This is a genomic window from Ignavibacteriales bacterium (assembly GCA_016700155.1).
GTDB lineage: Bacteria > Bacteroidota > Ignavibacteria > Ignavibacteriales > Ignavibacteriaceae.
The window spans coordinates 2,914,544-2,936,496 of record CP065001.1 but is presented as its reverse complement, the minus strand read 5'-3'; the positions used below and the strand labels follow the sequence as shown (position 1 = coordinate 2,936,496).

The 21,953-nt window shown below is 37.0% G+C and carries 23 protein-coding genes; 21 read left to right on the top strand and 2 right to left on the bottom strand.

What is annotated here, in order from left to right; genetic code table 11:
• The first annotated feature begins 6 nt into the window (after positions 1-6).
• The 5 genes from secA (at position 7) to IPM56_12545 (ending at position 7,278) form a co-directional block, all read left to right on the top strand.
• Positions 7-3,051, top strand: coding sequence for a preprotein translocase subunit SecA (gene secA, locus IPM56_12565; protein QQS35083.1), 3,045 nt, complete (start codon positions 7-9; stop codon positions 3,049-3,051).
• A gap of 12 nt (positions 3,052-3,063) precedes the next feature.
• Positions 3,064-3,402 (top strand): P-II family nitrogen regulator, encoded by a 339-nt coding sequence (locus IPM56_12560; GenBank protein ID QQS35082.1) that lies wholly within the window; start codon positions 3,064-3,066, stop codon positions 3,400-3,402.
• Positions 3,403-3,468: 66 nt separating this feature from the next.
• A complete protein-coding gene (locus IPM56_12555; GenBank protein QQS35081.1) occupies positions 3,469-5,862 on the top strand; it encodes a hypothetical protein in 2,394 nt (797 codons plus the stop codon).
• Between the two features lie 30 nt (positions 5,863-5,892).
• Positions 5,893-6,624 (top strand): monofunctional biosynthetic peptidoglycan transglycosylase, encoded by a 732-nt coding sequence (gene mtgA, locus IPM56_12550; GenBank protein QQS35080.1) that lies wholly within the window; start codon positions 5,893-5,895, stop codon positions 6,622-6,624.
• A gap of 3 nt (positions 6,625-6,627) precedes the next feature.
• Positions 6,628-7,278 carry an ATP-binding protein gene (locus IPM56_12545; protein QQS35079.1) on the top strand — a complete coding sequence of 217 codons (651 nt, stop codon included), beginning with the start codon at positions 6,628-6,630 and terminating at the stop codon, positions 7,276-7,278.
• Between the two features lie 44 nt (positions 7,279-7,322).
• Here IPM56_12545 and IPM56_12540 read toward each other — a convergent pair whose 3' ends face one another.
• Together IPM56_12540 and rlmN are read right to left on the bottom strand one after the other, a co-directional pair.
• Complete coding sequence (locus IPM56_12540) at positions 7,323-7,751, bottom strand: hypothetical protein (GenBank protein QQS38297.1); 429 nt, start codon at positions 7,749-7,751, stop codon at positions 7,323-7,325.
• Positions 7,752-8,037: 286 nt separating this feature from the next.
• Positions 8,038-9,099 (bottom strand): 23S rRNA (adenine(2503)-C(2))-methyltransferase RlmN, encoded by a 1,062-nt coding sequence (rlmN, locus tag IPM56_12535; protein ID QQS35078.1) that lies wholly within the window; start codon positions 9,097-9,099, stop codon positions 8,038-8,040.
• A gap of 353 nt (positions 9,100-9,452) precedes the next feature.
• Between rlmN and IPM56_12530 the strand changes: the two genes are divergently transcribed.
• The 16 genes from IPM56_12530 (at position 9,453) to queG (ending at position 21,946) form a co-directional block, all read left to right on the top strand.
• Positions 9,453-10,628, top strand: a complete 1,176-nt coding sequence (locus tag IPM56_12530) for a hypothetical protein (protein ID QQS35077.1) — start codon at positions 9,453-9,455, stop codon at positions 10,626-10,628.
• Positions 10,629-10,639: 11 nt separating this feature from the next.
• Positions 10,640-10,978: a hypothetical protein gene (locus IPM56_12525; protein QQS35076.1), complete on the top strand. Its 339-nt coding sequence runs from the start codon at positions 10,640-10,642 to the stop codon at positions 10,976-10,978.
• 14 nt (positions 10,979-10,992) lie between these two features.
• Positions 10,993-11,130, top strand: a complete 138-nt coding sequence (locus tag IPM56_12520; protein ID QQS35075.1) for a hypothetical protein — start codon at positions 10,993-10,995, stop codon at positions 11,128-11,130.
• 50 nt (positions 11,131-11,180) lie between these two features.
• Positions 11,181-12,431 carry a PQQ-like beta-propeller repeat protein gene (locus IPM56_12515; protein QQS35074.1) on the top strand — a complete coding sequence of 417 codons (1,251 nt, stop codon included), beginning with the start codon at positions 11,181-11,183 and terminating at the stop codon, positions 12,429-12,431.
• Between the two features lie 8 nt (positions 12,432-12,439).
• Complete coding sequence (locus IPM56_12510) at positions 12,440-13,606, top strand: T9SS type A sorting domain-containing protein (protein ID QQS35073.1); 1,167 nt, start codon at positions 12,440-12,442, stop codon at positions 13,604-13,606.
• Between the two features lie 143 nt (positions 13,607-13,749).
• On the top strand, positions 13,750-14,895 hold the full coding sequence (locus IPM56_12505; protein QQS35072.1) for an acyl-CoA dehydrogenase: 1,146 nt from the start codon (positions 13,750-13,752) through the stop codon (positions 14,893-14,895).
• A gap of 4 nt (positions 14,896-14,899) precedes the next feature.
• Complete coding sequence (yidD, locus tag IPM56_12500) at positions 14,900-15,304, top strand: membrane protein insertion efficiency factor YidD (protein ID QQS35071.1); 405 nt, start codon at positions 14,900-14,902, stop codon at positions 15,302-15,304.
• A gap of 6 nt (positions 15,305-15,310) precedes the next feature.
• Complete coding sequence (locus IPM56_12495) at positions 15,311-16,153, top strand: hypothetical protein (protein ID QQS35070.1); 843 nt, start codon at positions 15,311-15,313, stop codon at positions 16,151-16,153.
• A complete protein-coding gene (locus IPM56_12490; GenBank protein ID QQS35069.1) occupies positions 16,144-16,983 on the top strand; it encodes a hypothetical protein in 840 nt (279 codons plus the stop codon). Before IPM56_12495 ends, IPM56_12490 begins: the two co-directional genes overlap by 10 nt.
• Before the next feature lie 144 nt (positions 16,984-17,127).
• Positions 17,128-17,733 (top strand): LemA family protein, encoded by a 606-nt coding sequence (locus IPM56_12485; GenBank protein QQS35068.1) that lies wholly within the window; start codon positions 17,128-17,130, stop codon positions 17,731-17,733.
• Positions 17,734-17,736: 3 nt separating this feature from the next.
• Complete coding sequence (locus IPM56_12480; GenBank protein ID QQS35067.1) at positions 17,737-18,456, top strand: TPM domain-containing protein; 720 nt, start codon at positions 17,737-17,739, stop codon at positions 18,454-18,456.
• A gap of 192 nt (positions 18,457-18,648) precedes the next feature.
• The gene (locus tag IPM56_12475; protein ID QQS35066.1) at positions 18,649-18,981 is read left to right on the top strand and encodes a 4Fe-4S dicluster domain-containing protein; all 333 of its coding nucleotides are present in this window, start codon (positions 18,649-18,651) and stop codon (positions 18,979-18,981) included.
• Between the two features lie 279 nt (positions 18,982-19,260).
• A complete protein-coding gene (locus tag IPM56_12470) occupies positions 19,261-19,530 on the top strand; it encodes a 4Fe-4S binding protein (GenBank protein QQS35065.1) in 270 nt (89 codons plus the stop codon).
• Between the two features lie 201 nt (positions 19,531-19,731).
• Positions 19,732-20,574 carry an MBL fold metallo-hydrolase gene (locus IPM56_12465; GenBank protein QQS35064.1) on the top strand — a complete coding sequence of 281 codons (843 nt, stop codon included), beginning with the start codon at positions 19,732-19,734 and terminating at the stop codon, positions 20,572-20,574.
• Positions 20,552-20,911, top strand: a complete 360-nt coding sequence (locus IPM56_12460; protein ID QQS35063.1) for a Rieske 2Fe-2S domain-containing protein — start codon at positions 20,552-20,554, stop codon at positions 20,909-20,911. The genes IPM56_12465 and IPM56_12460 overlap by 23 nt, the downstream gene beginning before the upstream one ends.
• 93 nt (positions 20,912-21,004) lie before the next feature.
• Positions 21,005-21,946 carry a tRNA epoxyqueuosine(34) reductase QueG gene (queG, locus tag IPM56_12455; GenBank protein ID QQS35062.1) on the top strand — a complete coding sequence of 314 codons (942 nt, stop codon included), beginning with the start codon at positions 21,005-21,007 and terminating at the stop codon, positions 21,944-21,946.
• Positions 21,947-21,953: the final 7 nt, after the last annotated feature.

The window sequence follows — 21,953 nt, the reverse complement described above, 5'->3', positions numbered from 1 at the left end:
TCTTAAATGTTAGGAATTATAAAGAAAATTTTCGGTGATAAACATAGCAAAGATTTAAAACTCCTCTGGCCAATAGTTGATGAAATAAATGCAGAGTATGAAAAGTTAAAAGATCTTAGTGACGATGAACTGCGACGAAAAACAGTTGAGTTCAAACAAAAAATTACTGATGAAACTGCTGAACTGAGAAAACAGATTGAAGAACTTCGAACAAAACTACAGTCCGATGAAGAGTTTGACAGGCAAGCGGTTTATGATGAAGTAGATGCTCTTGAAGACGCACTCAATGAAAAGTATGAAGAAGTTCTTGACGAATTATTGCCGGAAGCATTTGCGGTTGTTAAGTCAACATGTCAGAGATTAGTCGGTAAAAGCTGGTCAGTTGCCGGCAATAAAATTACATGGGAAATGATTCCTTATGATGTACAGCTTATCGGCGGTGTTGTTCTTCACCAGGGAAAAATTGCAGAGATGGCTACAGGTGAAGGTAAAACGCTTGTCGCTACATTACCGATTTATCTCAACTCTTTGACGGGAAGAGGCGTTCATCTTGTTACTGTCAATGATTACCTCGCTCTCCGTGACAGCGAGTGGATGGGAGAGATATTTAAGTTCCATAATCTTACAGTCGGCGTGATCCTCAACACTATGAGTCCTGACCAGCGAAAGGTTCATTACAACTGTGACATTACTTATGGAACCAATAACGAGTTCGGCTTTGATTACCTTCGTGATAATATGGCAATTGATCTTGAAGGTCGTGTTCAAAGAAAACACAATTACGCGATTGTGGATGAAGTTGACTCAGTACTTATTGATGAAGCCAGAACCCCTCTTATCATTTCAGGTCCGGTTGAAACGGATGACCAGCGATTTGACGAAATGAAACCGCGTGTTGAGCGATTGCACAGGGCGCAGACAAACCTTGTGGCAAAATTTGTACAGGAAGCAGAGGCGATGCTTAACAATGACGGTGAGACGAATGAAGCGGGAGTGCTGTTGCTACGTGCCTACCGCGGCTTGCCCAAGAGCAACAAACTCGCTAAAGTATTAAGTGAACCTTCTTATAAAAAACTGCTTCAGGCAACTGAACTTGAATACCTGAGAGAAAAAGGAAAGAACATGCACATCATTGATGACGAACTTTATTTCGTTATTGATGAGAAGAATAACACAATTGATTTAACAGAAAAAGGAAGAGAAGAACTTGCCAAAGGTAGCGGAATGGAAAAAGATTTCTTCGTACTTCCTGATCTTGGAACTGAAGTTAGCAAGTTTGAAAATGATCCGATGCTTACCCAGGAAGAAAAAGTGAAGAAGAAAGATGTACTTTATCACAGGTACTCTGAAAGCAGTGACAGGATACACACAATCCACCAGTTATTAAAAGCATATACACTTTTTGAAAAAGATGTTGAGTATGTAATTACCGAAGAAGGTAAGATTGCAATCGTTGATGAGTTCACAGGTCGCGTACTGCCGGGAAGAAGATATTCAGACGGACTTCACCAGGCAATTGAAGCTAAGGAAAATGTAAAAGTTGAACGGGATTCTCAGACTCTTGCAACAATCACACTTCAGAATTATTTCAGGATGTATCACAAACTTGCGGGAATGACAGGTACCGCGGAAACTGAAGAAGGTGAGTTCTTCCAGATTTATAAATTGGAAGTTGTTGTTATTCCAACAAACAAACCCATAACAAGGAATGACGACGATGATGCAGTTTATAAAACCAAACGTGAAAAGTATAATGCAGTAATTGAACAGATCGAAGAGCTGAGAAAAGAAGGCAGACCGGTACTTGTTGGTACGACTTCAGTTGAAGTTTCAGAAACAATCAGCAGAATGTTGAAGCGAAAAAATCTTGCACACAATGTTCTTAACGCAAAGCAGCATCAGCGTGAAGCTGATATTGTAGCGCACGCAGGTGAAATTAGTGCTGTAACTATCGCAACAAATATGGCTGGTCGTGGTACCGATATAAAACTCGGTTCAGGTGTAAGGGATAAAGGCGGATTATTTATTCTTGGTACTGAAAGACATGAATCACGCCGTATTGACCGGCAGTTAAGAGGTCGTTCAGGCAGACAGGGAGATCCGGGTACTTCGAAATTTTTCTTATCGCTTGAAGATGATCTGATGAGATTATTTGGTACTGACCGTATCGCTTCTGTTATGGAAAGAATGGGATTAAAAGAAGGTGAAGTTATTCAGCATCCTCTAATAACGAAATCAGTTGAACGTGCGCAAAAGAAAGTTGAAGAGAATAACTTCGCAATAAGAAAAAGACTTCTCGAATACGATGATACCATGAACCAGCAGAGAGAAGTTATTTATTCAAGAAGACAGAAAGCACTTCAGGGCGACAGGTTAAAGAGTGAAATATTTGGTCTGCTTGAAGAGTATGTTACAGAAATTGTTGAAAAGAATTTTGACGATGTACTAGTAGAAATTATTAAAGAAGAACTACTCCACAGCCTGCTGATTGAGGTTGATCTTAAAGCTGAAGAATTTGAATCACTTGGTAAAGACGGAGTAAGAAACAGGATTTTGGAATCAGCAAAAACCTTCTACCAGAAAAAAGAAGAGATGCTTGGTTCGGAATTGATGGCAAGGCTTGAACGTTATGCAACGCTAAGCGTTATCGACCATAAATGGAAAGAACATCTCCGTGAAATGGATGACCTTAAAGAAGGTATTGGTCTGCGGGCTTACGGACAAAAAGATCCGCTTGTTGAATACAAAGCCGAAGCATTCAAACTTTTTGTTCAGCTTCTTGATCAGATTCGAAATGAAGTTGTATCATTTACATTTAAATTCTTCCCGCAGGCTCCCGAACAAATGCAAACGAGACGCAAACCTTCATCCGGCAGAATTATGGAGAGCAAACAAAGCGCGACAAATATAGGTCTATCAACAAATCGTGCCGAAGGTAGTCCCGAAGTGGCGGGTAAAGCACAGCCTGTAAAGGTAGAAGAAAAAGTCGGACGTAACGATCCCTGTCCCTGCGGCTCAGGTAAAAAATATAAAAACTGTCATGGAAAGTAAGAGGGTAAACAGATGAAAAAAATTGAAGCAATAATACGACCCTTTAAACTTGATGAAGTAAAAGAAGCACTTATTGAAGAAGGCATCAAAGGGCTTACAATTACCGAAGTGCGCGGATACGGAAGACAGAAAGGTCATACCGAAACTTACAGGGGAAGTGAATACCGGATTGAATTCATTCCCAAAATAAAAATTGAAGTTGTGGTTGAAGCTAACAAAGTTGAAAAAGTAGTCGATGCAATTCTGCGTTCTGCCAAAACCGGTCAGGTTGGTGATGGTAAAATATTTATCTCCGATATAAGTGACGTTATCCGTATCCGTACCGAAGAATCGGGTAAAGCGGCTCTGTAATTTATTTTGACTTTTGCTTTCATTGCATCTTTGATAGTTTTGCCAGTAAATAAAAAGCGAATAAAATTGAAAAAGTATTCATTAATTCTTTTCCTTCTTTTCTTCAGCGGGTGCAGCCTCTGGACGAATTTCACAACTTACTTCAACGTTTATTATAACACCAAGGTGCTTTTTGAAGAAGCCGAAACTCTAATCAAGGAGCAGAAGCGGGATCTTTTCGCTACAACTGAACTTGTAATTCCCGGCGCTGCAAATACGAATCTTAATAAAGTCGTAGAGAAATGTTCCAGGATTCTACAGTTCGGTTCAGAATCCGATTATGTTGATGATGCGCTTCTTATCATCGGGAAAAGTTTTTATTATCAGAAAAATTATTTAAAGGGAATACGCAAGTTCCAGGAATTGCTTGCTACTCAGACCGAAAGTGATCTCTTGCTTGAAACAGAGTTATGGATCGGTAAATCTCAGATGAAACTCAGGGAGGAAAACAAAGGATTAGAGACATTAAGATCTGTTAGAAAAAAAGCTATAGATGAAGGAGAATATGAAATACTTAAAGAGACGTACATTGAGGAAATTGTTTACTTCATCGCCAATGAAAATAATCCTGCTGCTTTAACTCTTTTAAATGAATTTCTTGAAACCTCCGATGACGATGAAATAAATGCAGAGATAGTTTACCAGGCGGGTAAACTTTATCTCATTGAAAATGATACTCCTAATGCAATTTTATCTTTTGAAAAAGTTTTTGATTACTCTCCTTCATATGATATTGAACAGGACGCATACATCCAGTTAGGAATGGCTCTTCGTGAAGGCGGAGAACTTGAAAAGTCACTCGAGATTTTTGAATATATGAGAGATGAAGATAAATACTCGATTGCCTTTGATATAATTGATCTTGAAAGAGGTATCACACTTTATGAACTTGATCGTGTTGATGAAGCAATAGACCAGTTGAACATTGTTGATTCAACTTACACAAATTCAACCAGTTCAGGAATTGCACGGTATGTAATTGGAAACATTTATGAGAGTACGCTGAGTAATTATGACAGTGCCCTTGTTTATTACACAAAAGCCGCGGGTTCTGCAATTTCGGATGAGTACAAACCATTAGCACAGGAAAAATCAAAACTATTTAGAAAATATGCAGGACTCAGAACTGCAATTGATCTTAACGCTAAAAAATTATTTTACCTCAAAAACCCGGAAGTATATACACAGGATTCGCTGACATACGTGCAGGATTCATTAGCCTACATTGCAGACTCATTAATGAATGTAGATGTATCACACTTGTTTGAAATGCCTAAAGATTTTTTTGGTGCTGATACTTCTTTGGTTGACAGCACAAAGATAGATTCACTCGCAGCGGATTCACTCAAAAAGCTTATGGCTCTGGATTCACTAAAGAATAACACTACAGTTGGTAACAGGACCCGCGAACGCGGCGGTGATGAAAAAATTTCTACAACTACCGGGGAAACTACATCAACAATTGAAAAACCAAAATTGAATAAACCGGTAAGACCGGATATTCCCGAGGATTCAATTAAAACCCTGCTTGCAAAAGATCAGCTTGAACTTGGTAATCTGTTTTTGGGTGAACTAAGAAGAGCCGATTCCGCTTACTATTACTATGATAATATACTGACTAATCTGCCCGGAACTCAGTACCAGGCAGGAACACTTTACGCCCTTGGAACTTATTATCTGACTAAAGAAGAAAAAGAAAAAGCAGATAGTCTGTTTAACGAGATTTATGAAAACTATAAAAGTGAAAGTATTGTAAATGCTGCCGCAAACCAGTTGAACAAACCATTAATTGTTCTTGATTTTGATCCGGCTAAAGATCTTTATGCTGCGGCGGAATCAAAAATGAATGACAGCAGTTACAATGAATCACTGAAACAGTTCCAGCACATTTATAAAACATATCCTGGTTCGGAATACGCACCCAAAGCACTTTACGCAACCGGATGGATACTGGAGAATAACCTGTTGAAACCGGACTCTGCAGCAGTTATATATGATACGATTTTAGTTAAATATCCTTCGTCTGTTTATGCAGGAGCAATACGACCCAAACTGAATTTTTATAAGCAGGAAAAAGAAAGAATAAAAAGAGCAGTTGAAGATTCTTTAAGACTAATTCAGCAGCAAATTGCGGATTCAATTAAAGCCGACTCACTGAAGCAAATAACTCCGGTAAAAACTGAAGAAGAAATTCAGGATTCGTTAAATAATCTTAATCCAAACCTGATTGAACCGACCGGTGAAGAGGTAATTGATCCTGAATCTGATGAAGGCAAAAAAGAAGAAGAGGGCGGTGAAGACGGTGGAGAGAAAATTTCATTTTATCGTAACTCAGAATTTGTTCCGCCAAAATATTTTGTTCATTCTGTTGCCGGAAAATATTTTTTGAAAAATAGTGATAAGCATCTTCCAGTTTCCTGAAAATTACCTCATCAATCAGTAAAATAATTTATGTACCCGGTTGAATTTGAACTGACGCATTACTTCAAAATTTTTCTGCGTTACTTTAAAGAGCACAGATTAAAAACGATCATTTTTTATTTTTTGATTGTCGGGTATTTAAGTATTCCTTCATTTCAGATTCCTGTGCTTGAATACAATTCATTCAGAATAACTTCACTGATGGAACAACGGGCAATAGAAAATTATATGTTGTTTTATCCTTCGCAGTCATGGACAAGCATTGGTTCAGTTAATCCAGCATTACTAAAATCTATTATTTCAATTGAAGACGGAAAGTTTTTTATTCACAAAGGAATCGACTGGAAAGAACTTGAAACTTCGATGAAGGTAAATCAAAGAAGAAAGAGAACAGCCCGCGGTGCGAGTACGATAACAATGCAGCTTGCTAAAAATTTATATCTTACGACCAATAAAAGCATTCTCCGTAAAGCAAAAGAATTTATAATCACTTTCAGGATGGAAAAAGAACTTCCGAAAAAAGTTATACTGGAAAATTATATCAACGCAGTAGAATGGGGAGATGGAATCTTTGGAATTAAAAGAGCGGCATCTGAGTATTTTGATAAAGACCCGGATAAGCTTACTGTAATTGAATGTTCAAGACTTGCTGCAGTTATCCCAAGTCCTCTTAGACACAAACCAAACACAAATTCAGGCTATGTATTAAGACGCGCATCCTTAATCCGCGGAAGGATGAATGATGTACAACTCAACTTCTGAAAAATGAAACGAAGAGATCTTCTTGATTTAATTGAAGAAGGTGAAAACCTTCAATGCGAATTTAAACGCAAATTTTCGTCACCCGAAAAAATTGCGCGTGAGATGCTGGCATTTGCAAATACAAAAGGCGGCTATATCATCTTTGGCGTTGATGATGATAAAGAAGTTGTCGGAGTTGAAAGTGAAAAGTCGGAAGCGGAGTTAGTTACGCAGGCAGCAAAAGAATTATGTGAACCTCCGATCGAATATGAAATAGAATACATTGAACTTTACGGCAAAGAATTGGTTATCGCATCAGTACCGGAATCTGATAACAAACCGCACAGGCTGCAGGACTATCTCGATTTAGACATCAACACAGCCGTTGTTCCGATAAGGGTCAATGACAAAAGCATACAGGCGAGCAAAGAAATGATACGTATTATGCGCGCCAATACAGGGCAGATGAAATTAAAAAAATATTCTATCGGTCAGCTTGAAAAAAGCGTGTTCGAATATCTCTCAAAGAATGAAACTATTTCGGTTAAACAGTTAAGCGAGCTTGTAAACATCTCAGAAAGAAGAGCATCACGAACATTGGTAAAAATGGTCAGGGCAAATTTGCTGGCAATTCACACAAAGGATAACGGTGAAGAATTTTTTACGGGAAGGTGAGGGGAAGCCTGGTGTTCACTTTCTTCAATTTGCATGTGATTTAACTAAACTTGATCATATATTTTTCTTAACTCAAACACAGCTATACCATAAGCAACTGCAACATTAAGTGATTGTTTGATTCCGAACTGCGGAATTTCAATGGAAAAATCACAGAGGTCGATCAACTCCTGTGAGACACCGCCTATTTCGTTACCAACAATTAAACATAAAGGGAAATCATTTTTTGTTACTTCATTATATGCGATGCTTTTACTTGTCTGTTCAAGCGCGCAGATTTTTATTCCTTCATTTTTGAGTTTCAGGATTACTTCTTTCGCATCTTTTACATATTCCCAATTAACACTTTCAGTTGCACCGAGCGCTGTTTTTAAAACTTCTTTGTTTCCAGCCGACTTTTGAGATTTCTCTCTCTCCGCCTGCGGCGGCTCGTTCGAAATGACAGGATTAAGATGTTCAGTTTCATCTGTCATTCCGAATCCGGCTTCAGCCGATGAGGAATCTGTTGTATGAACGATTACCTCAGACTTTTCACTCGATATGATAGAATCTTTTATCGGTGGATGAGGAGTGTATCCGCATAAAAATAATTTTTCAATCATCACCCCATCAGAAGTTCTGAAAATTGAACCAACATTGTATGTGCTTCTTATGCTGTTAAGAACTACATATACCGGGATTTTTTGTACTGTGTGAATTGTTTCAAGTGTACTTCGGTTGGCGGCTATTTCGTCGTGAGTTAGTTTCTTCATTTTCGCGTCAATTATAATTTATGGCAAGCTGTCCGCACGCTGCTGCAATATCTTCCCCCTGTGTATAGCGGACAATCACTGTCACATCTTTTTCTCTTAAACCTTCAACAAATTCATTGATTCGTTTGCGCGGAGTTGGTTCAAGCTCTGCGGAAAATCCGGATGGATTCATATGCTGAAGTGAATTGAAAGGAATTACATTTACCTTACTCGGAATTTCTTTACACAGTTTTACAAGTGCATTCAGATCCTTTTGAGTATCGTTGATGTTCTTCAACATCACGTATTCAAAAGTAACTCTTGTACCTGTTTTCTTTACGTGGTTTTTTAAGGCAGCAATATTTTCTTTGAGTGAATACTTTTTATTTATCGGCATTATCTTCGTCCGCATATCTTCAAAACATGAGTGAAGAGAGAAGGCAAGTTTAACTTTCAATCCTGTTTCAGAAAGTTCATTTATTTTTGGTGCAATGCCGGCGGTTGACACTGTTATCTTCTTTAAACTAATTCCTGTTGTAAGTTCTTCGGAAAAAATTTGAAGTGAACGAACAGTCGCATCAAAGTTCAAAAGCGGTTCACCCATACCCATATAAACAATATTTGTAATCTCACTTCTGTCATAATTTTTTGATGCGAGAAGATACTGATCAAAAATCTCTCCCGATGTTAGATTTTTTTTATAACCCATTAATCCTGTCGCACAGAATTTACAATCAAGGGGACAGCCGACTTGCGTTGAAATACAGAGTGTTGTTCTTTTCTCATCGGGAATTACAACTGACTCAATCCTGTTTTTTCCTTTTGTTTCGAATATGAATTTTTGCGTTCCTGTTTCAGGAGAGATGATAGAATCAACCACATCAAGAGTTTTACTCTCACAATTTTCGCTTAACCATTTGCGCAGGTCTTTTGGGAAATCGGACATTTCATTAAAATCAGTTTCAAGTTTATTGTAGAGCCAGTTAAAAACCTGTCCACCCCTGAATTTAGGCAGTCCGGCTGAAATGAAATATTCTTTCAGCTCAGGAAGGGTAAGACCTTTAAGAATGGTTTTTTTGTCTGTTAACATTCAATACATCGATATAAGTTTTTGCTTTTAGCAAAACAAATATAAGAATAAAACGTAAGCATATCTTTGAGCGCAACATTACATATTTAGCAACTAAAAATAATTTGCTTCTTTCATTTTTTTTTTTTCTTTATTACAGCAGGTAAATAAAATTTATTTAACGGGGGTTATAGTATGTCAGTAAAAATCCCGGCATTCAAGGCAAACTGCAATCAGTCATTTCAATGGCGAAGCCAGAGAAATCCAACATCATTTCACAAGACCACCATTACAAAAAAGGAGAGAAAAACTATGCAGTAACTAAAACAAATATTGTTTAAGTTTTAACAACACTCATTAACACTGAGGCAAAAATGAAAAGATCATTTTTATTTATACTTGTAATAATAATTTTACAATTAAGTTGTAAAGAAAACACAATAACCCCACCAGACAACAAACCACCCGGCTGGCAGGAAGATATTCCATGGCCAAGTTTGGCAGATAGTCCCTGGCCTATGTTTAGATGTGATCCACAGAATACAAATAGAAGTAAATTTTCAGGAGCAATGACAGGCGAAATTGAATGGGTTTATGAAGGTATAAATTCACAAGCTGGATTTTCAATATACGAGGATGTTATTTATCAATCCTCTTCATTGCAAAACGATCCATTTCTATATGCTATTACAAAGGCAGGTGAATTAAAATGGAAAGTAAATATTGGTGTTTCCTATTCCACTCCTACAATAACTAACAATGGTAGAATCATTTTAGTTGCATCGCAAAAATTAGTGTCGATTGATACTACCGGGCAAATACTATGGGAATATATTCTGCCTGCATGTGCAGGTCAACGAGGGATAAATTTGGACAAGACAGGTAATTTTTATTTTACCTGCGAAAATGTCCTCTATTGTGTTTCTGATGCAGGAATTCTTTTGTGGTCAATTCAAAACACATCAGCCAATGTGTGGGGCTCACAACTTGTATTCTCACCAGATGGAAACACAATTTATATTCAGGGAATTGGCATAACAGCAATAAACATTGTTGAGAGAACTATAAAATGGATATTTAGTTGCAGAGGTGTTAATGATTTACTGGTAGACAATCAGGGTAACATCTATTTCCATTCACGGACTGACAGTTTAGCGCTAAGTTTGTTTTCTCTTAAACCGGATGGCAATTTAAGATGGAGCTATCTGCACAATGATGAAAATGATTTTCCCGGTCCAGTGACAATTGATTATGCGGGAAATCTTTTTTTCCGTGGTGGATCAAATATCATTTCTCTCGACTACAGTGGAAACTTTAGATGGCAGAAAACTATTATTCCTTCAGAACCGATTGCCTGCAACTCCCAAAATGAGTTGTTCATTACTACTGCTCTTAATGGAATCACAATTACTAAGCTGGATAATTCAGGAAATTTAATTTGGGAAGTTTCAACAAACGATAACTCATCAACTGCAGGAGTTCCGATTATTTGTGAAGGCAGAATGTACATCCCTTCCTGGGATTCAAATAAAATATTTTCTATAAAATGAGGGAATAAATTATGATCAAATTTACCACACTTTTATTGTTAAGCGCCTCAATATGTTTTGGACAATCAAAGGGTTGGTCGTTGGCAGAAATTTTTATAGTTACGGAAGGAATGAGTTCCAACTCTAGCGACTCGTTACGCTTTAAGTTGGAAGCGTTTAGTAGCGTATGGAAAGCGAACTATATAAATCCATTGTCAGATTTTGAAATAACAAATGAATACAATATAGCGTATTATCCAAAAATGAAATATGGGATGATCAGAAATTCACCAATCAATTATTATCAAAATTTTGATGTTTTTGGTTTTAATTTTTTTTCTTTATTACAACAGGTAAGAATAATTTATTAAACGGGGGTTAGAGTATGTCAGTAAAAATCCCGGCAATTTCAGCAACAGTCATTTCGAACGAGCTCTTGTTTTCACCAGGCGAGAGAGAAATCTCCAGCAATTTCATCACACCGTACAAACAAAACAAAGGAGAAAAACTATGCAGTAACTAAAACAAATATTGTTTAAGTTTTAACAACACTCATTAACACTGAGGCAAAAAATGAAAAAATTATTTTTATTTATACTTGTAATAATAATTTTACAATTAAGTTGTAAAGAAAACACAATAACCCCACCAGACAACAAACCACCCGGCTGGCAGGAAGACATACCCTGGCCAAGTCTTGCAGATAGTCCCTGGCCGACAAATCATGCAGATATGCAAAGGACAGGAAGATCAAAATACATTGGTCCACAGCAAGGAGTTATTTTCGCCAAAGTTAAAGCTGCACAAATGCAAACCGGAGTCGTATTTGGTACTGATTCGATTTTCTACTATGGAACATCCTCACGAAATGTGGATACAACTCAATTGGTAGCAGCCAAGATAGATGGAACTATTCTTTGGTCACTCGATTTAGAAGCATTTGAAACATCTACAACACCATTAGTTGACGATGAAGGAACAATTTATATAGCTAATGGATTCTTTAGAAAGATTTTTGCGGTGAATCCTGATGGAACTGTTAAATGGACTTTGCAAACGTCAAGAGAAGTATTTAATGATGGTTTAGGTATAGGCAAAGATGGGACAATATATGCCATCGAAAACGGCTCAACACTGGATGCGATAAACAGGGATGGAACAATGAAGTGGCAATTTCAGGACAATAATTTTTTATGGGGAAGTATTGTAAATCTTGCGTTCTCACCTGATGGTAACACACTATATATTCATGGAGGTATAATTGGTGATAAAGAGATAACACTTGTAGCTTTCGATCTGGTAACTTTATCAATCAAGTGGAAGTTTGGGCATGCTTTTATGCGAAATGGTCCTTTAGTTGACTCACAAGGAAATGTCTATGTCCTGGTTGCCGATGATACATTAAATCAGAATACAGCAAACTTTTATTGTCTTTATCCTGATGGAAGTTTAAAATGGAAATTTCCACACTCAAGAGGTTATTATGTTGATACAGATCCGACTATCGATAAAAATGGGAATATTTATTTTGCAACAGAGACATTATATGCACTCGATTATTCAGGAAAGTTGAGATGGAAACTTGATTTAGTTGATGGGGTCAATTATTGTCCGCTAGTTTGTGATTCTGAAGGCACAGTATATATCGGTACTTCTACAGACTTTTTTAATAATTCTATTTTTGCGGTTTCAAAAGAAGGGCTTATAAAATGGTCTCTTCCAATATATGATGAACGTTCTCTTGGTCAGTCTCCTGCTATAACAAAAGATGGAACATTAGTTTATCCCACATTCCGGTCTGATAATTTGTATATAATTAAATAGAGGTCATTATGAAACATTTATTTTTTCTCTGTTTGCTTACTCTTAGAATCTTTCCACAGGTTGAACAAACCGCTTCAGTGGAGTTATACTTTGGAACAGAGTCCACGTTTGGAGGTCCGATAACATTTTATTTGTCAAATCAAGGGCAGGTTTGGGGAGGAGATTTGTTGGCAACTCCTTGCATAATGGAATACTATTTAAGTAATGATTTTAATGATCCATCCTACACAATTACAAATCATAACCAACCGGTGAATCAATGGGAGGGTATGGATTTTACAACTTCGATAAGTTGGTTTGGTGCAGATGTTTATGGATATGGTTTATACAGAGTAACAAACTCGGAAAGCACGGCCCATTTTTATATTGATTATAGAGACCAAAGGATTTCTTGCTATCCGGGCACAACAACCGGACACACTATTGACGTATGGATTAAGTACAATGGGAGCACGAGTTCTTTTTCTTATAGCAATAATGGGGAGTCACTCCCATTTTATTCTATCATAAATGATCAATATTTAACTATGTGGGAATTAAAAAATGTTGGAAGCCCGCATATTGACCAGCTTCCAGATTTTTGGGATCATGGACTCGCCCTGATACCATCACAGTCTGGAAACCATCCTCGACTTGTTTGGGGACCACATCCAACTTTAACAGATGTTGTTGCTTACAAGGTTTATCGAAAATATGGTACTTCGACCTTTGATCCTATCGCAACAAATGACTTTGATAAATATGATTATATCGATACTGAACTTACATTAGATCTTCAACAAGGTGGTGCAAATGCATATTATTTTGTTAAGGCAGTTGTAATTAACGAAAGTGAAAGTGAGGCAACAAATACGGTAGTTGCTAACATTGCCGGGCAAAGTCCCGAGAAACAAATCAATCTTCAGAACACAATTTATAATTTTCAGATAAATAATTACCCAAACCCATTCAACCCAACAACAAACATACAGTATTCAATTCCAACGGATGGATTAGTATCACTAATAGTGTATGATTTACTTGGTCGAGAGGTTGCAACATTGGTTAGCGAATCTAAAACAGCGGGCAGCTATTCCGTAGATTTTAACGCATCTACGTTTGCGAGTGGTACATATATTTATCAGTTAAAAGCAGGAGAGTTTTTATCAACAAAAAAGATGTTACTGATAAAGTAATTATTCCATTCTTTTACTCAAACGCTGCTTAATGCAGCGTTTTTTATCTCTGTATTTCCAATTGCGCCATATCCATTATTCCAGTATTTTGGAATCAAAATTATAAACCAATTCAACTCAACAAAATTATTAAAGGGTGAATAATGAATTTCGAGTTAACAGAAGATCAGGTAATGATCCGTGATTCAGCAAAAGATTTTGCTCAATCGGAAATTGCTCCATCAACTATTGATAGAGATATAAATGCGGAGTTCCCGCACGACATCATAAAAAAAATGGGTGAACTCGGTTTTATGGGGATGATGGTCTCACCGGAATACGGCGGTGCCGGACTTGATACTGTTAGTTATGTTCTTGCAATGATCGAAATTTCAAAAGTCGATGCAAGTGTCGGCGTGGTTATGTCAGTTAACAATTCGCTTGTTTGTTACGGACTTGAAAAGTATGGTTCAGATTTTATCAAACAAAATTATTTAGTCCCTTTAGCAAAAGGTGAAAAGCTTGGTGCGTTTGCTTTGTCAGAGCCTGAAGCCGGAAGCGATGCAACAAAACAAAAAACCACCGCTGATAAGAACGGTGAACACTTTGTTTTAAATGGAATGAAAAACTGGATCACAAACGGAACAACTGCAGACTATTATCTTGTAATGGCTACAACAGACAAAGAAAAAGGTCATCACGGTATTTCAACAATACTAGTTGAGAAGGGAACACCTGGATTCGGTCACGGAAAAAAAGAAGATAAACTTGGAATCAGAAGTTCGGATACGTGTTCACTTACTTTTGAAAACTGCAAAGTACCATTTCAGAATATCGTGTGGGAAGAGGGCAAAGGATTTAACTTCGCCATGAACACTTTAAACGGCGGAAGAATCGGAATCGCTGCACAAGCGATTGGCATCGCTGAAGCTTCACTTGAAGCTGCGGTTAAATATTCACAGGAGAGAAAAGCATTCGGTTCCACCATTGCAAATTTCCAGGCAATTCAGTTTAAACTTTCTGATATGGCTGTAAAAGTTGACGCAGCAAAAATGCTGACACTTCGTGCGGCAGCATTAAAAGATGCAGGCAAAAAGTATTTCAAAGAAGCGGCGATGGCTAAGTTGTACGCTTCTAAAGTAGCTGTTGAATGTGCGCTTGACGCAATCCAGGTTCATGGCGGCTACGGTTATGTTCGTGAATATTTAGTTGAACGTTATTTACGTGATGCAAAGATAACAGAGATTTACGAAGGCACATCCGAAATTCAAAAAATGGTAATTGCTCGTTCACTGCTTGACAGTAATTAGTTTTATGAAACTACTTTTCCTTTTAATATTAGCTTCTCCGTTTTTCTTAATTGCACAAAGTGAAACGGAGAAGTGGGAAAAGTCAGATCACATCTATGAAATCAAGTCGAGTCAGCATTCCCATCAGGAACAATCGTCAGGGAGTTCAGTAACTTCTTCATTCGTTTCCGTATATAAATTTTTTATTTCTGATATTGACGGGGATAACTGCGCTTTTAATCCATCATGTTCTTCTTTCTTTTCAGAAGCTGCTGATGAGGTTGGATTCATTTCAGGAGTTTTACTTTTTGCCGACAGACTAACAAGAGATTTTAATCCTGCAGGAAGAGATGAAAATTATCAGTATAAAATAAATGGAAGATATTCTGATCCCGTCAGCAGGTATATTTCTTTTAATTCACGCCGATAGTGATAGATGAAACATACAGTTTTATTTATAATTTTTTTCACTTCAATTTTATTTCCGCAGCAAAAATTTGAACAACAGTTCACTTCATCGCAATCAATAAGAGATTTTGCTGACTGGCTTTTTTGTGACGGCGATTATTTAAGAGCTTCATTTGAATATGAAAAATTTCTGATGAATAACATCAACGATACAGTTAAGTTCAAACTTGGGTTGTCATATTCGAAAATAAATAAAACTGAATTAGCTCTTGAAATATTTAGAATGATACCTTCCTCATCAAATTTGTTTTCCTCCAGTCAGAGGCAAATGATGAAAAATTATTATTTGCAATCAGCTTTTCCCGAAATTCAAAATGAACTTTCTGATCATCCTGATAATTTAACTGCAAGGATGTTTTTGCACCTTGGAATCTTATCGACGAATAAAATTACAATTGGCGAAAATGAATTTCTAAATCCATTTCCAGAGATAAATAAAAGCGAATTAAAAATATTTTATGAGAGAAGATCAGAGGCAGGTTATAAAAGTCCCTGGCTAGCTTCGTGTTTATCAGCAATACTTCCGGGTGCTGGAAAATTTTATACAGAACGCTGGGGTGATGGAATTACCGCTTTAGTAACCACAGGTTTATTGACTTTCTTAAGCATCGACAATTTTAAACACGATCACAATTTTCGGGGATGGCTTTTTGCCGGAATCGGATTTTTCTTTTATGCCGGAAATGTTTATGGCTCTGCCGTTTCTGCAGATGTTTATAACAGGGAACTCGATGAAAGATTTAATGAAGACCTGAACAATTATATCATTAAAGAAAATTATTTTTTGCAGGAAGTCGATCTATGCGAATAAAAATATTTTCACTCCTCATCGTTTTATGTGTTACTGCTTTGATGAGTAAATCAGTTTTTCCGCAATCAGAGATTGAAAAGCAATATGACTATGCAATACAACTTTACAGTGAAGAAAAATATTTTGATGCTGTAACAGAATTCAAGCGATTAATATTTTTCGATAAAAACTCAGAGTACCCGGTCGATGCAAACAGGTTCATCGCTGAATCATACAAACAAGGCGGTAGGTATGACGATGCTATAAAATATTTTAATATCGCATTAATAAAAAGTTACGATGAAAATAAAAAGTATGAATTAACGATTGATATAATCCGTACAAATATACTTCGCGGTACAATTCCAAGAGCTATGGAAATTCTGGATTCACTTGAAAGAAAAAATATTTCTGAAAATGATATAAACTATTGGAGAGGCTGGGCATATATCTTTAATGATGAATGGGCAAATGCTTCAGTCGAATTTGCAAAATGTGACAGCGCTGAATTTCTCTCTAACTATTGCAGAAGCATTGACGAACAAAAATATTCTCCTGCTTTTGCAAAGTTCATATCGCTCTTTATTCCAGGCGCGGGACAAATTTATTCAGGCGAATACTTAAGCGGGTTTATGTCTTTAGCCTGGAATGTTTTTGCCGGTTATCTAAGTATCAATTCATTTATGGAAGACAGGGTTTTTGACGGAGTAATTACTTCAACACTTTTATGGATGAGGTTTTACAGGGGGAATCTGCAAAACGCTGAACAGTTCGCAATTGAAAGGAACAAAATTATTGTAAATGATGCACTTTTATTCCTTCAGAATAATTATACAGGACAAAAACCATAAAAAGGGCTTAATCCCTCCAACATAAGTTGTTGGATATTAAACAAAAATCATTTTAATTTACATTCGTATAAAAAGTTAAAAGAAGAAAAGCATTATTCAATTGTTAATTATGCCGTTTAATAAATCATTTTACCCGGAGGCTTCATGAAGAAAGGTACGATAATAGCTCTCTCAATTGTGGGCATAATCCTTATTGGAATTGTAGTAATGGTTTTATGGGGAATAAGCGCATACAATAATTTGGTTACGATAAATGAAAGTGTAACTCAAAGCTGGAGCCAGGTAGAAAATCAATATCAGAGAAGAGCAGATCTTATTCCGAATCTTGTTAATACAGTTAAAGGTTATGCTGAATTTGAAAGAGGAGTCCTGACAGATGTAACAGAAGCACGCGCTAAAGTCAGCCAGATGAACATTACCCCCGAAGTATTAAATGATCCTGTTGCGTTTCAACGATTCCAGCAGGTGCAGGGTGAATTAAGCGGTGCGTTATCCCGACTGCTGGTGACTGTAGAGAATTATCCGAACCTAAAAGCAAATGAAAATTTTCTTCAGCTTCAGGCACAGCTTGAAGGTACTGAGAACAGAATCTCTGTAGAAAGAAAAAAGTTTAATGAAACTGTTCAGACGTATAACACAACAATAAAAAGATTTCCAAATTCAATGATGGCGGGAATATTCGGATTCGGGGAAAAACAATATTTTAAATCAGCTCCCGGATCAGAAACTGCTCCAAAGGTTGAGTTCTGATATTTGAGTAAACTAATTTTATTTATATTTATTTTAAGTCAGGCTGGAATAAGCCAGCCTGATATTCCTCAACTAAAACAATGGGCAACTGATCTTTCTTCAACACTGTCTTCCGGTGAAATTAATTCTCTAAACAGAAGATTAAAAACTTATGAAGACACAACAAGTAATCAACTTGTTCTGTTAATGATTCCTACTCTCGACGACTATCCTATAGAAATGTTCACACATGAAGTTGCTGAGAAAAATAAAATCGGAACTAAAGAAAATAATAACGGGGTACTTTTTTTTATTGCAAGGAATGACAGAAAACTCAGACTTGAAGTTGGTTATGGTCTTGAAGGTGCGCTTCCTGATGCCCTGGCAAATTCGATAATCAGAAATGATATTGTACCTTACTTCAAACGAAATGAATTTTATAACGGAATTGTTTCGGGTTTAAATGCTATTGTAGCCGCAATTGGAGGAGAATATGCTAATAGTCCCGAGCCTTCGGATGAGAGTCAGCCGGTTTCGGTTATATCAACTATCTTGTTCATATTGATTGCCATCATCATATCATTTCTCAGGAAAGGAAGCGGAAGAGGCGGCGGGGGATTCATTTATTATGGCGGCGGGTTTGGCGGAAGCGGTGGCAGAAGCAGCGGAAGTTTCGGAAGCTTTGGCGGATTCAGCGGAGGAGGGGGCTCATTTGGCGGCGGCGGATCGAGCGGCAGCTGGTGAGTATTATTTGGTTTTCTATTACTTGAAGAATAGCTGAATATTCTTTAATATTGTTCAGAAATAATTTTAAGTGACCTTTTAAGGCAATCATAATTTCTTATATTAATTTTAATTGAAAGAAGAATCTCTAAGTGTAAGTAAATAAAAAATACTGAGCTTAGTAATGTTTTAAGTAATAAGGAGAAACACAAAATGGCAATAATGATTACTGAAGAGTGTATAAACTGCGGTGCGTGCGAACCAGAATGCCCCAACACAGCTATTTACGAAGGTGGTGTTAGCTGGGAATTAGCAGGCAAAAATTATGCTGATGGTGATGCCGCGCCATCAGGGGCTGATGGATTTTTTTCAAGTGACTTTTTTTATATAGTGCCTGATAAATGTACTGAGTGTGTCGGTTTTCATGATGAACCTCAATGCGCTGCTGTTTGCCCCGTTGATTGCTGCGTTCTTGATCCAAAACATGTTGAGGACAAGGAAACATTGCTAGCACGCAAAGATTATCTTGATGGAATCGGCAGATAATTTTTCTTTAGGTCAGATGTTACAACAACTTCTGACCTTTTTCCTTCCTGTAGAAATACTCGTCACTTTAGGTTGTTCCTCTTTTAAGATTCTCGATTCTGAAAAATGGTAAGCGCACTTCTCTCATTTATTAAAAAAATGATTTAACAGCCCTTCGATTATTTAAGATATTTTAACTATTCATTAAGACTGTCCGTGGCACAATTTTCGGAAATATTTTATCACTTTAACGGCTGAACCCAGCTAGATCAATAAAAACTGAATTTAAGGAGATTGAAAATGGCTTATAGAATTACTGAAGAATGTATCAATTGCGGAGCTTGTGAACCGGAATGCCCAAATACAGCTATTTATGAAGGCGGACACGAATGGGAAATGGACGGAAATACCTATGGTGAAGGCGCGGCAGCTCCTTCTGGTGTTAACGGATTTTATTCAAACGATTACTTTTATATAGTTCCTGACAAGTGTACTGAGTGTCAGGGTCACCATGACGAACCACAATGTGTTAGTGTTTGCCCTGTAGATGCGGTTGTCCAGATAAGTTAATGTATTGTTGCAGCGACCAGGGCTTATTATATAAACAAGGGGAAAATAGGTAAGGGGAAAACGCTAGGGGACCTCAGAACTTTGGGGACTGAAAAGGACATCACTGATGTCCTTTTTTAGTTTAAAGAATTATGTCATTTCTTTTCTGTGAAATTATTCTTCCTTAACTTGCCAATAAATTTGTGGACAAACTTCCTGAATATGCAAATTGGCAAATACAAATTGAACATCATCAACTGGGGCTATTTCAAGCTCGATGGCGGTGCTATGTTCGGAATAATTCCTAAACCTTTATGGTCAAAAACAAATCCCGCTGATGAAGTAAATCGTGTTACTCTTGCAACAAGAAGTTTGTTACTTCAGAGTGATGACAAAAATATTCTTATCGATACAGGAATGGGAGATAAATGGGATGAAAAATCAGCAAGCATTTATGCTTTAGAAAAGTTACCCGATATTTCATCATCTCTTAAAGAATATAATTTAACACCCGGTGATATTACCAATGTCATCTTAACTCACCTTCATTTTGATCATACAGGCGGATCGACAAAAAATGTGAATGGAAAACCAGTACCATTTTTTCCAAATGCAAAATATCATGTGCAGAAAAAAAATTATGAGTGGGCTGTAAATCCAAGTGACCGCGACAAAGGAAGCTACATCAAAGAAAACTTTGTTCCATTAATGGAATCCGGAGTTCTAAACCTTTTAAATGAAAATGATCCATTCGATGATGAAATTAATTTTGTAATTGTAAACGGTCACACAATCGGTCAACAGCTAATTAAAATCTCTGACGGCATTGAAACAATTTTATTTTGCTGTGATCTGTTTCCGTTCACATCACACATCCCGATGCCTTATATAATGGGATATGATATTCAGCCGCTTGTAACAGTGAGCGAAAAAAAGAAAATTCTGTCGGATGCTGTTGAAGGTAACTGGAAAATATTTTTCTATCACGATCCTGAAACCGCTTTTGCAACATTGAAAAGAACTGAAAAGGGAATCATCATAAATGAAAAATTCAAATCTTTCTGAATCACCTGAACTAAAAGATTTTTCACGAATCTGTTCCTTATCCGATTTGAAAGAAGGGCAGGGAAAAAGATTTATGGTGAACGATGTTGATATTGCCGTGTTCAGGCATGAAGGAAATGTTTATGCAGTCAGTAATATGTGTCCGCATCAACACACGACCATGATTTACGACGGAACAATTGAAGAAGGAAAAATTGTATGTCCGATTCACGGATGGATGTTCGATATTAAAACCGGCAAAATGCCGATGAGCAAAACCGGTCTCGAAGTTTATCCCGTTATAGTTAAAGGACTAAGCGTTTATGTCAAGGTTCATCAGAAACAATTAAATTGGTAACAGTGATTCTGGATATGACCAGGCTTTGTCACTTCGATGGTGAAGCCATAGAAGTCTCATGACAAATCCAAATATCGATAACTTTTATAAAAAGTGATAACAAATCAAACAGTAATTGATATAGCTCACTCACTCGGCTTTGATCTGGTCGGTTTTGCAAAAGTTGAGCCGCTTTCCTCTGAAATCCAAAAATTAAAACAATGGCTTGAAAAAGATTTTCATGCTGATATGTCTTATATGGCAAGAAATTTTAATAAGCGGGAAGATCCATCCCAAATTTTTTCTGATGTTAAAAGTGTAATTTCACTCGGACTTAATTACAATACGCCATTCACTCATAACACAAAAAGTGATAAAGAAAAAAACAAACTACCGGCAGGCAAGGTTTCAAGATATGCCTGGGGAAAAGATTATCATCTTATCATCTGGGAAAAGTTAAAACTGCTTGAAACAAAACTGAAAGAAATTGATAACTCGTTCAACTCAATTTCGTACGTTGATACCGGTCCTGTTATGGATAAAGCATGGGCTGTGCGTGCAGGTCTGGGCTGGCTCGGTAAACATACAAATGTAATTAACAGAAATATCGGGAGCTGGTTTTTTATAGCGACCATTTTCACAAACAAAGATTTTACCTATTCTGAAATCATCACAGATTTTTGTGGAAGTTGCACAGCATGTCTTGATGCCTGTCCAACCGGCGCTATTGTTAAAGAGTATGTAGTTGATTCAAACAAATGCATATCATACCTGACGATTGAAAATAAAAATGAAATTCCAACTGAGTACAAAGGAAAGTTTGACGACTGGATATTCGGCTGCGATATATGCCAGGACGTTTGCCCGTGGAATGAAAAATTTTCTATTACATCATCGATAAAAGATTTTGAACCTAAGGATGGAAAAACATCTTTGACGATGAATGAAGTAAAGGACATGAATGATGAAGAATTCAAAATCAGATTTAGTGAAAGCCCGATTAAAAGAACTAAACTTAAAGGCTTAAAAAGAAACGCAGAGTTTTTGGAAGAATAAGAAAATG

Excerpts from the sequence above, each read along its gene's own strand:
- IPM56_12520 (QQS35075.1), top strand. The coding sequence starts at position 10,993 with ATGTCAGTAAAAATCCCGGCAATTTCAGCAACAGTCATTTCGAACGAG.
- IPM56_12540 (QQS38297.1), bottom strand. The coding sequence starts at position 7,751 with ATGACAGATGAAACTGAACATCTTAATCCTGTCATTTCGAACGAGCCG.
- IPM56_12495 (QQS35070.1), top strand. The coding sequence starts at position 15,311 with ATGAAACATACAGTTTTATTTATAATTTTTTTCACTTCAATTTTATTT.
- IPM56_12465 (QQS35064.1), top strand. The coding sequence starts at position 19,732 with ATGCAAATTGGCAAATACAAATTGAACATCATCAACTGGGGCTATTTC.
- IPM56_12475 (QQS35066.1), top strand. The coding sequence starts at position 18,649 with ATGGCAATAATGATTACTGAAGAGTGTATAAACTGCGGTGCGTGCGAA.
- yidD (QQS35071.1), top strand. The coding sequence starts at position 14,900 with ATGAAACTACTTTTCCTTTTAATATTAGCTTCTCCGTTTTTCTTAATT.
- IPM56_12560 (QQS35082.1), top strand. The coding sequence starts at position 3,064 with ATGAAAAAAATTGAAGCAATAATACGACCCTTTAAACTTGATGAAGTA.
- IPM56_12545 (QQS35079.1), top strand. The coding sequence starts at position 6,628 with ATGAAACGAAGAGATCTTCTTGATTTAATTGAAGAAGGTGAAAACCTT.
- secA (QQS35083.1), top strand. The coding sequence starts at position 7 with ATGTTAGGAATTATAAAGAAAATTTTCGGTGATAAACATAGCAAAGAT.
- IPM56_12525 (QQS35076.1), top strand. The coding sequence starts at position 10,640 with ATGATCAAATTTACCACACTTTTATTGTTAAGCGCCTCAATATGTTTT.
- IPM56_12530 (QQS35077.1), top strand. The coding sequence starts at position 9,453 with ATGAAAAGATCATTTTTATTTATACTTGTAATAATAATTTTACAATTA.
- IPM56_12485 (QQS35068.1), top strand. The coding sequence starts at position 17,128 with ATGAAGAAAGGTACGATAATAGCTCTCTCAATTGTGGGCATAATCCTT.
- rlmN (QQS35078.1), bottom strand. The coding sequence starts at position 9,099 with ATGTTAACAGACAAAAAAACCATTCTTAAAGGTCTTACCCTTCCTGAG.
- IPM56_12505 (QQS35072.1), top strand. The coding sequence starts at position 13,750 with ATGAATTTCGAGTTAACAGAAGATCAGGTAATGATCCGTGATTCAGCA.
- IPM56_12515 (QQS35074.1), top strand. The coding sequence starts at position 11,181 with ATGAAAAAATTATTTTTATTTATACTTGTAATAATAATTTTACAATTA.
- IPM56_12490 (QQS35069.1), top strand. The coding sequence starts at position 16,144 with ATGCGAATAAAAATATTTTCACTCCTCATCGTTTTATGTGTTACTGCT.
- mtgA (QQS35080.1), top strand. The coding sequence starts at position 5,893 with ATGTACCCGGTTGAATTTGAACTGACGCATTACTTCAAAATTTTTCTG.
- IPM56_12470 (QQS35065.1), top strand. The coding sequence starts at position 19,261 with ATGGCTTATAGAATTACTGAAGAATGTATCAATTGCGGAGCTTGTGAA.
- IPM56_12510 (QQS35073.1), top strand. The coding sequence starts at position 12,440 with ATGAAACATTTATTTTTTCTCTGTTTGCTTACTCTTAGAATCTTTCCA.
- IPM56_12460 (QQS35063.1), top strand. The coding sequence starts at position 20,552 with ATGAAAAATTCAAATCTTTCTGAATCACCTGAACTAAAAGATTTTTCA.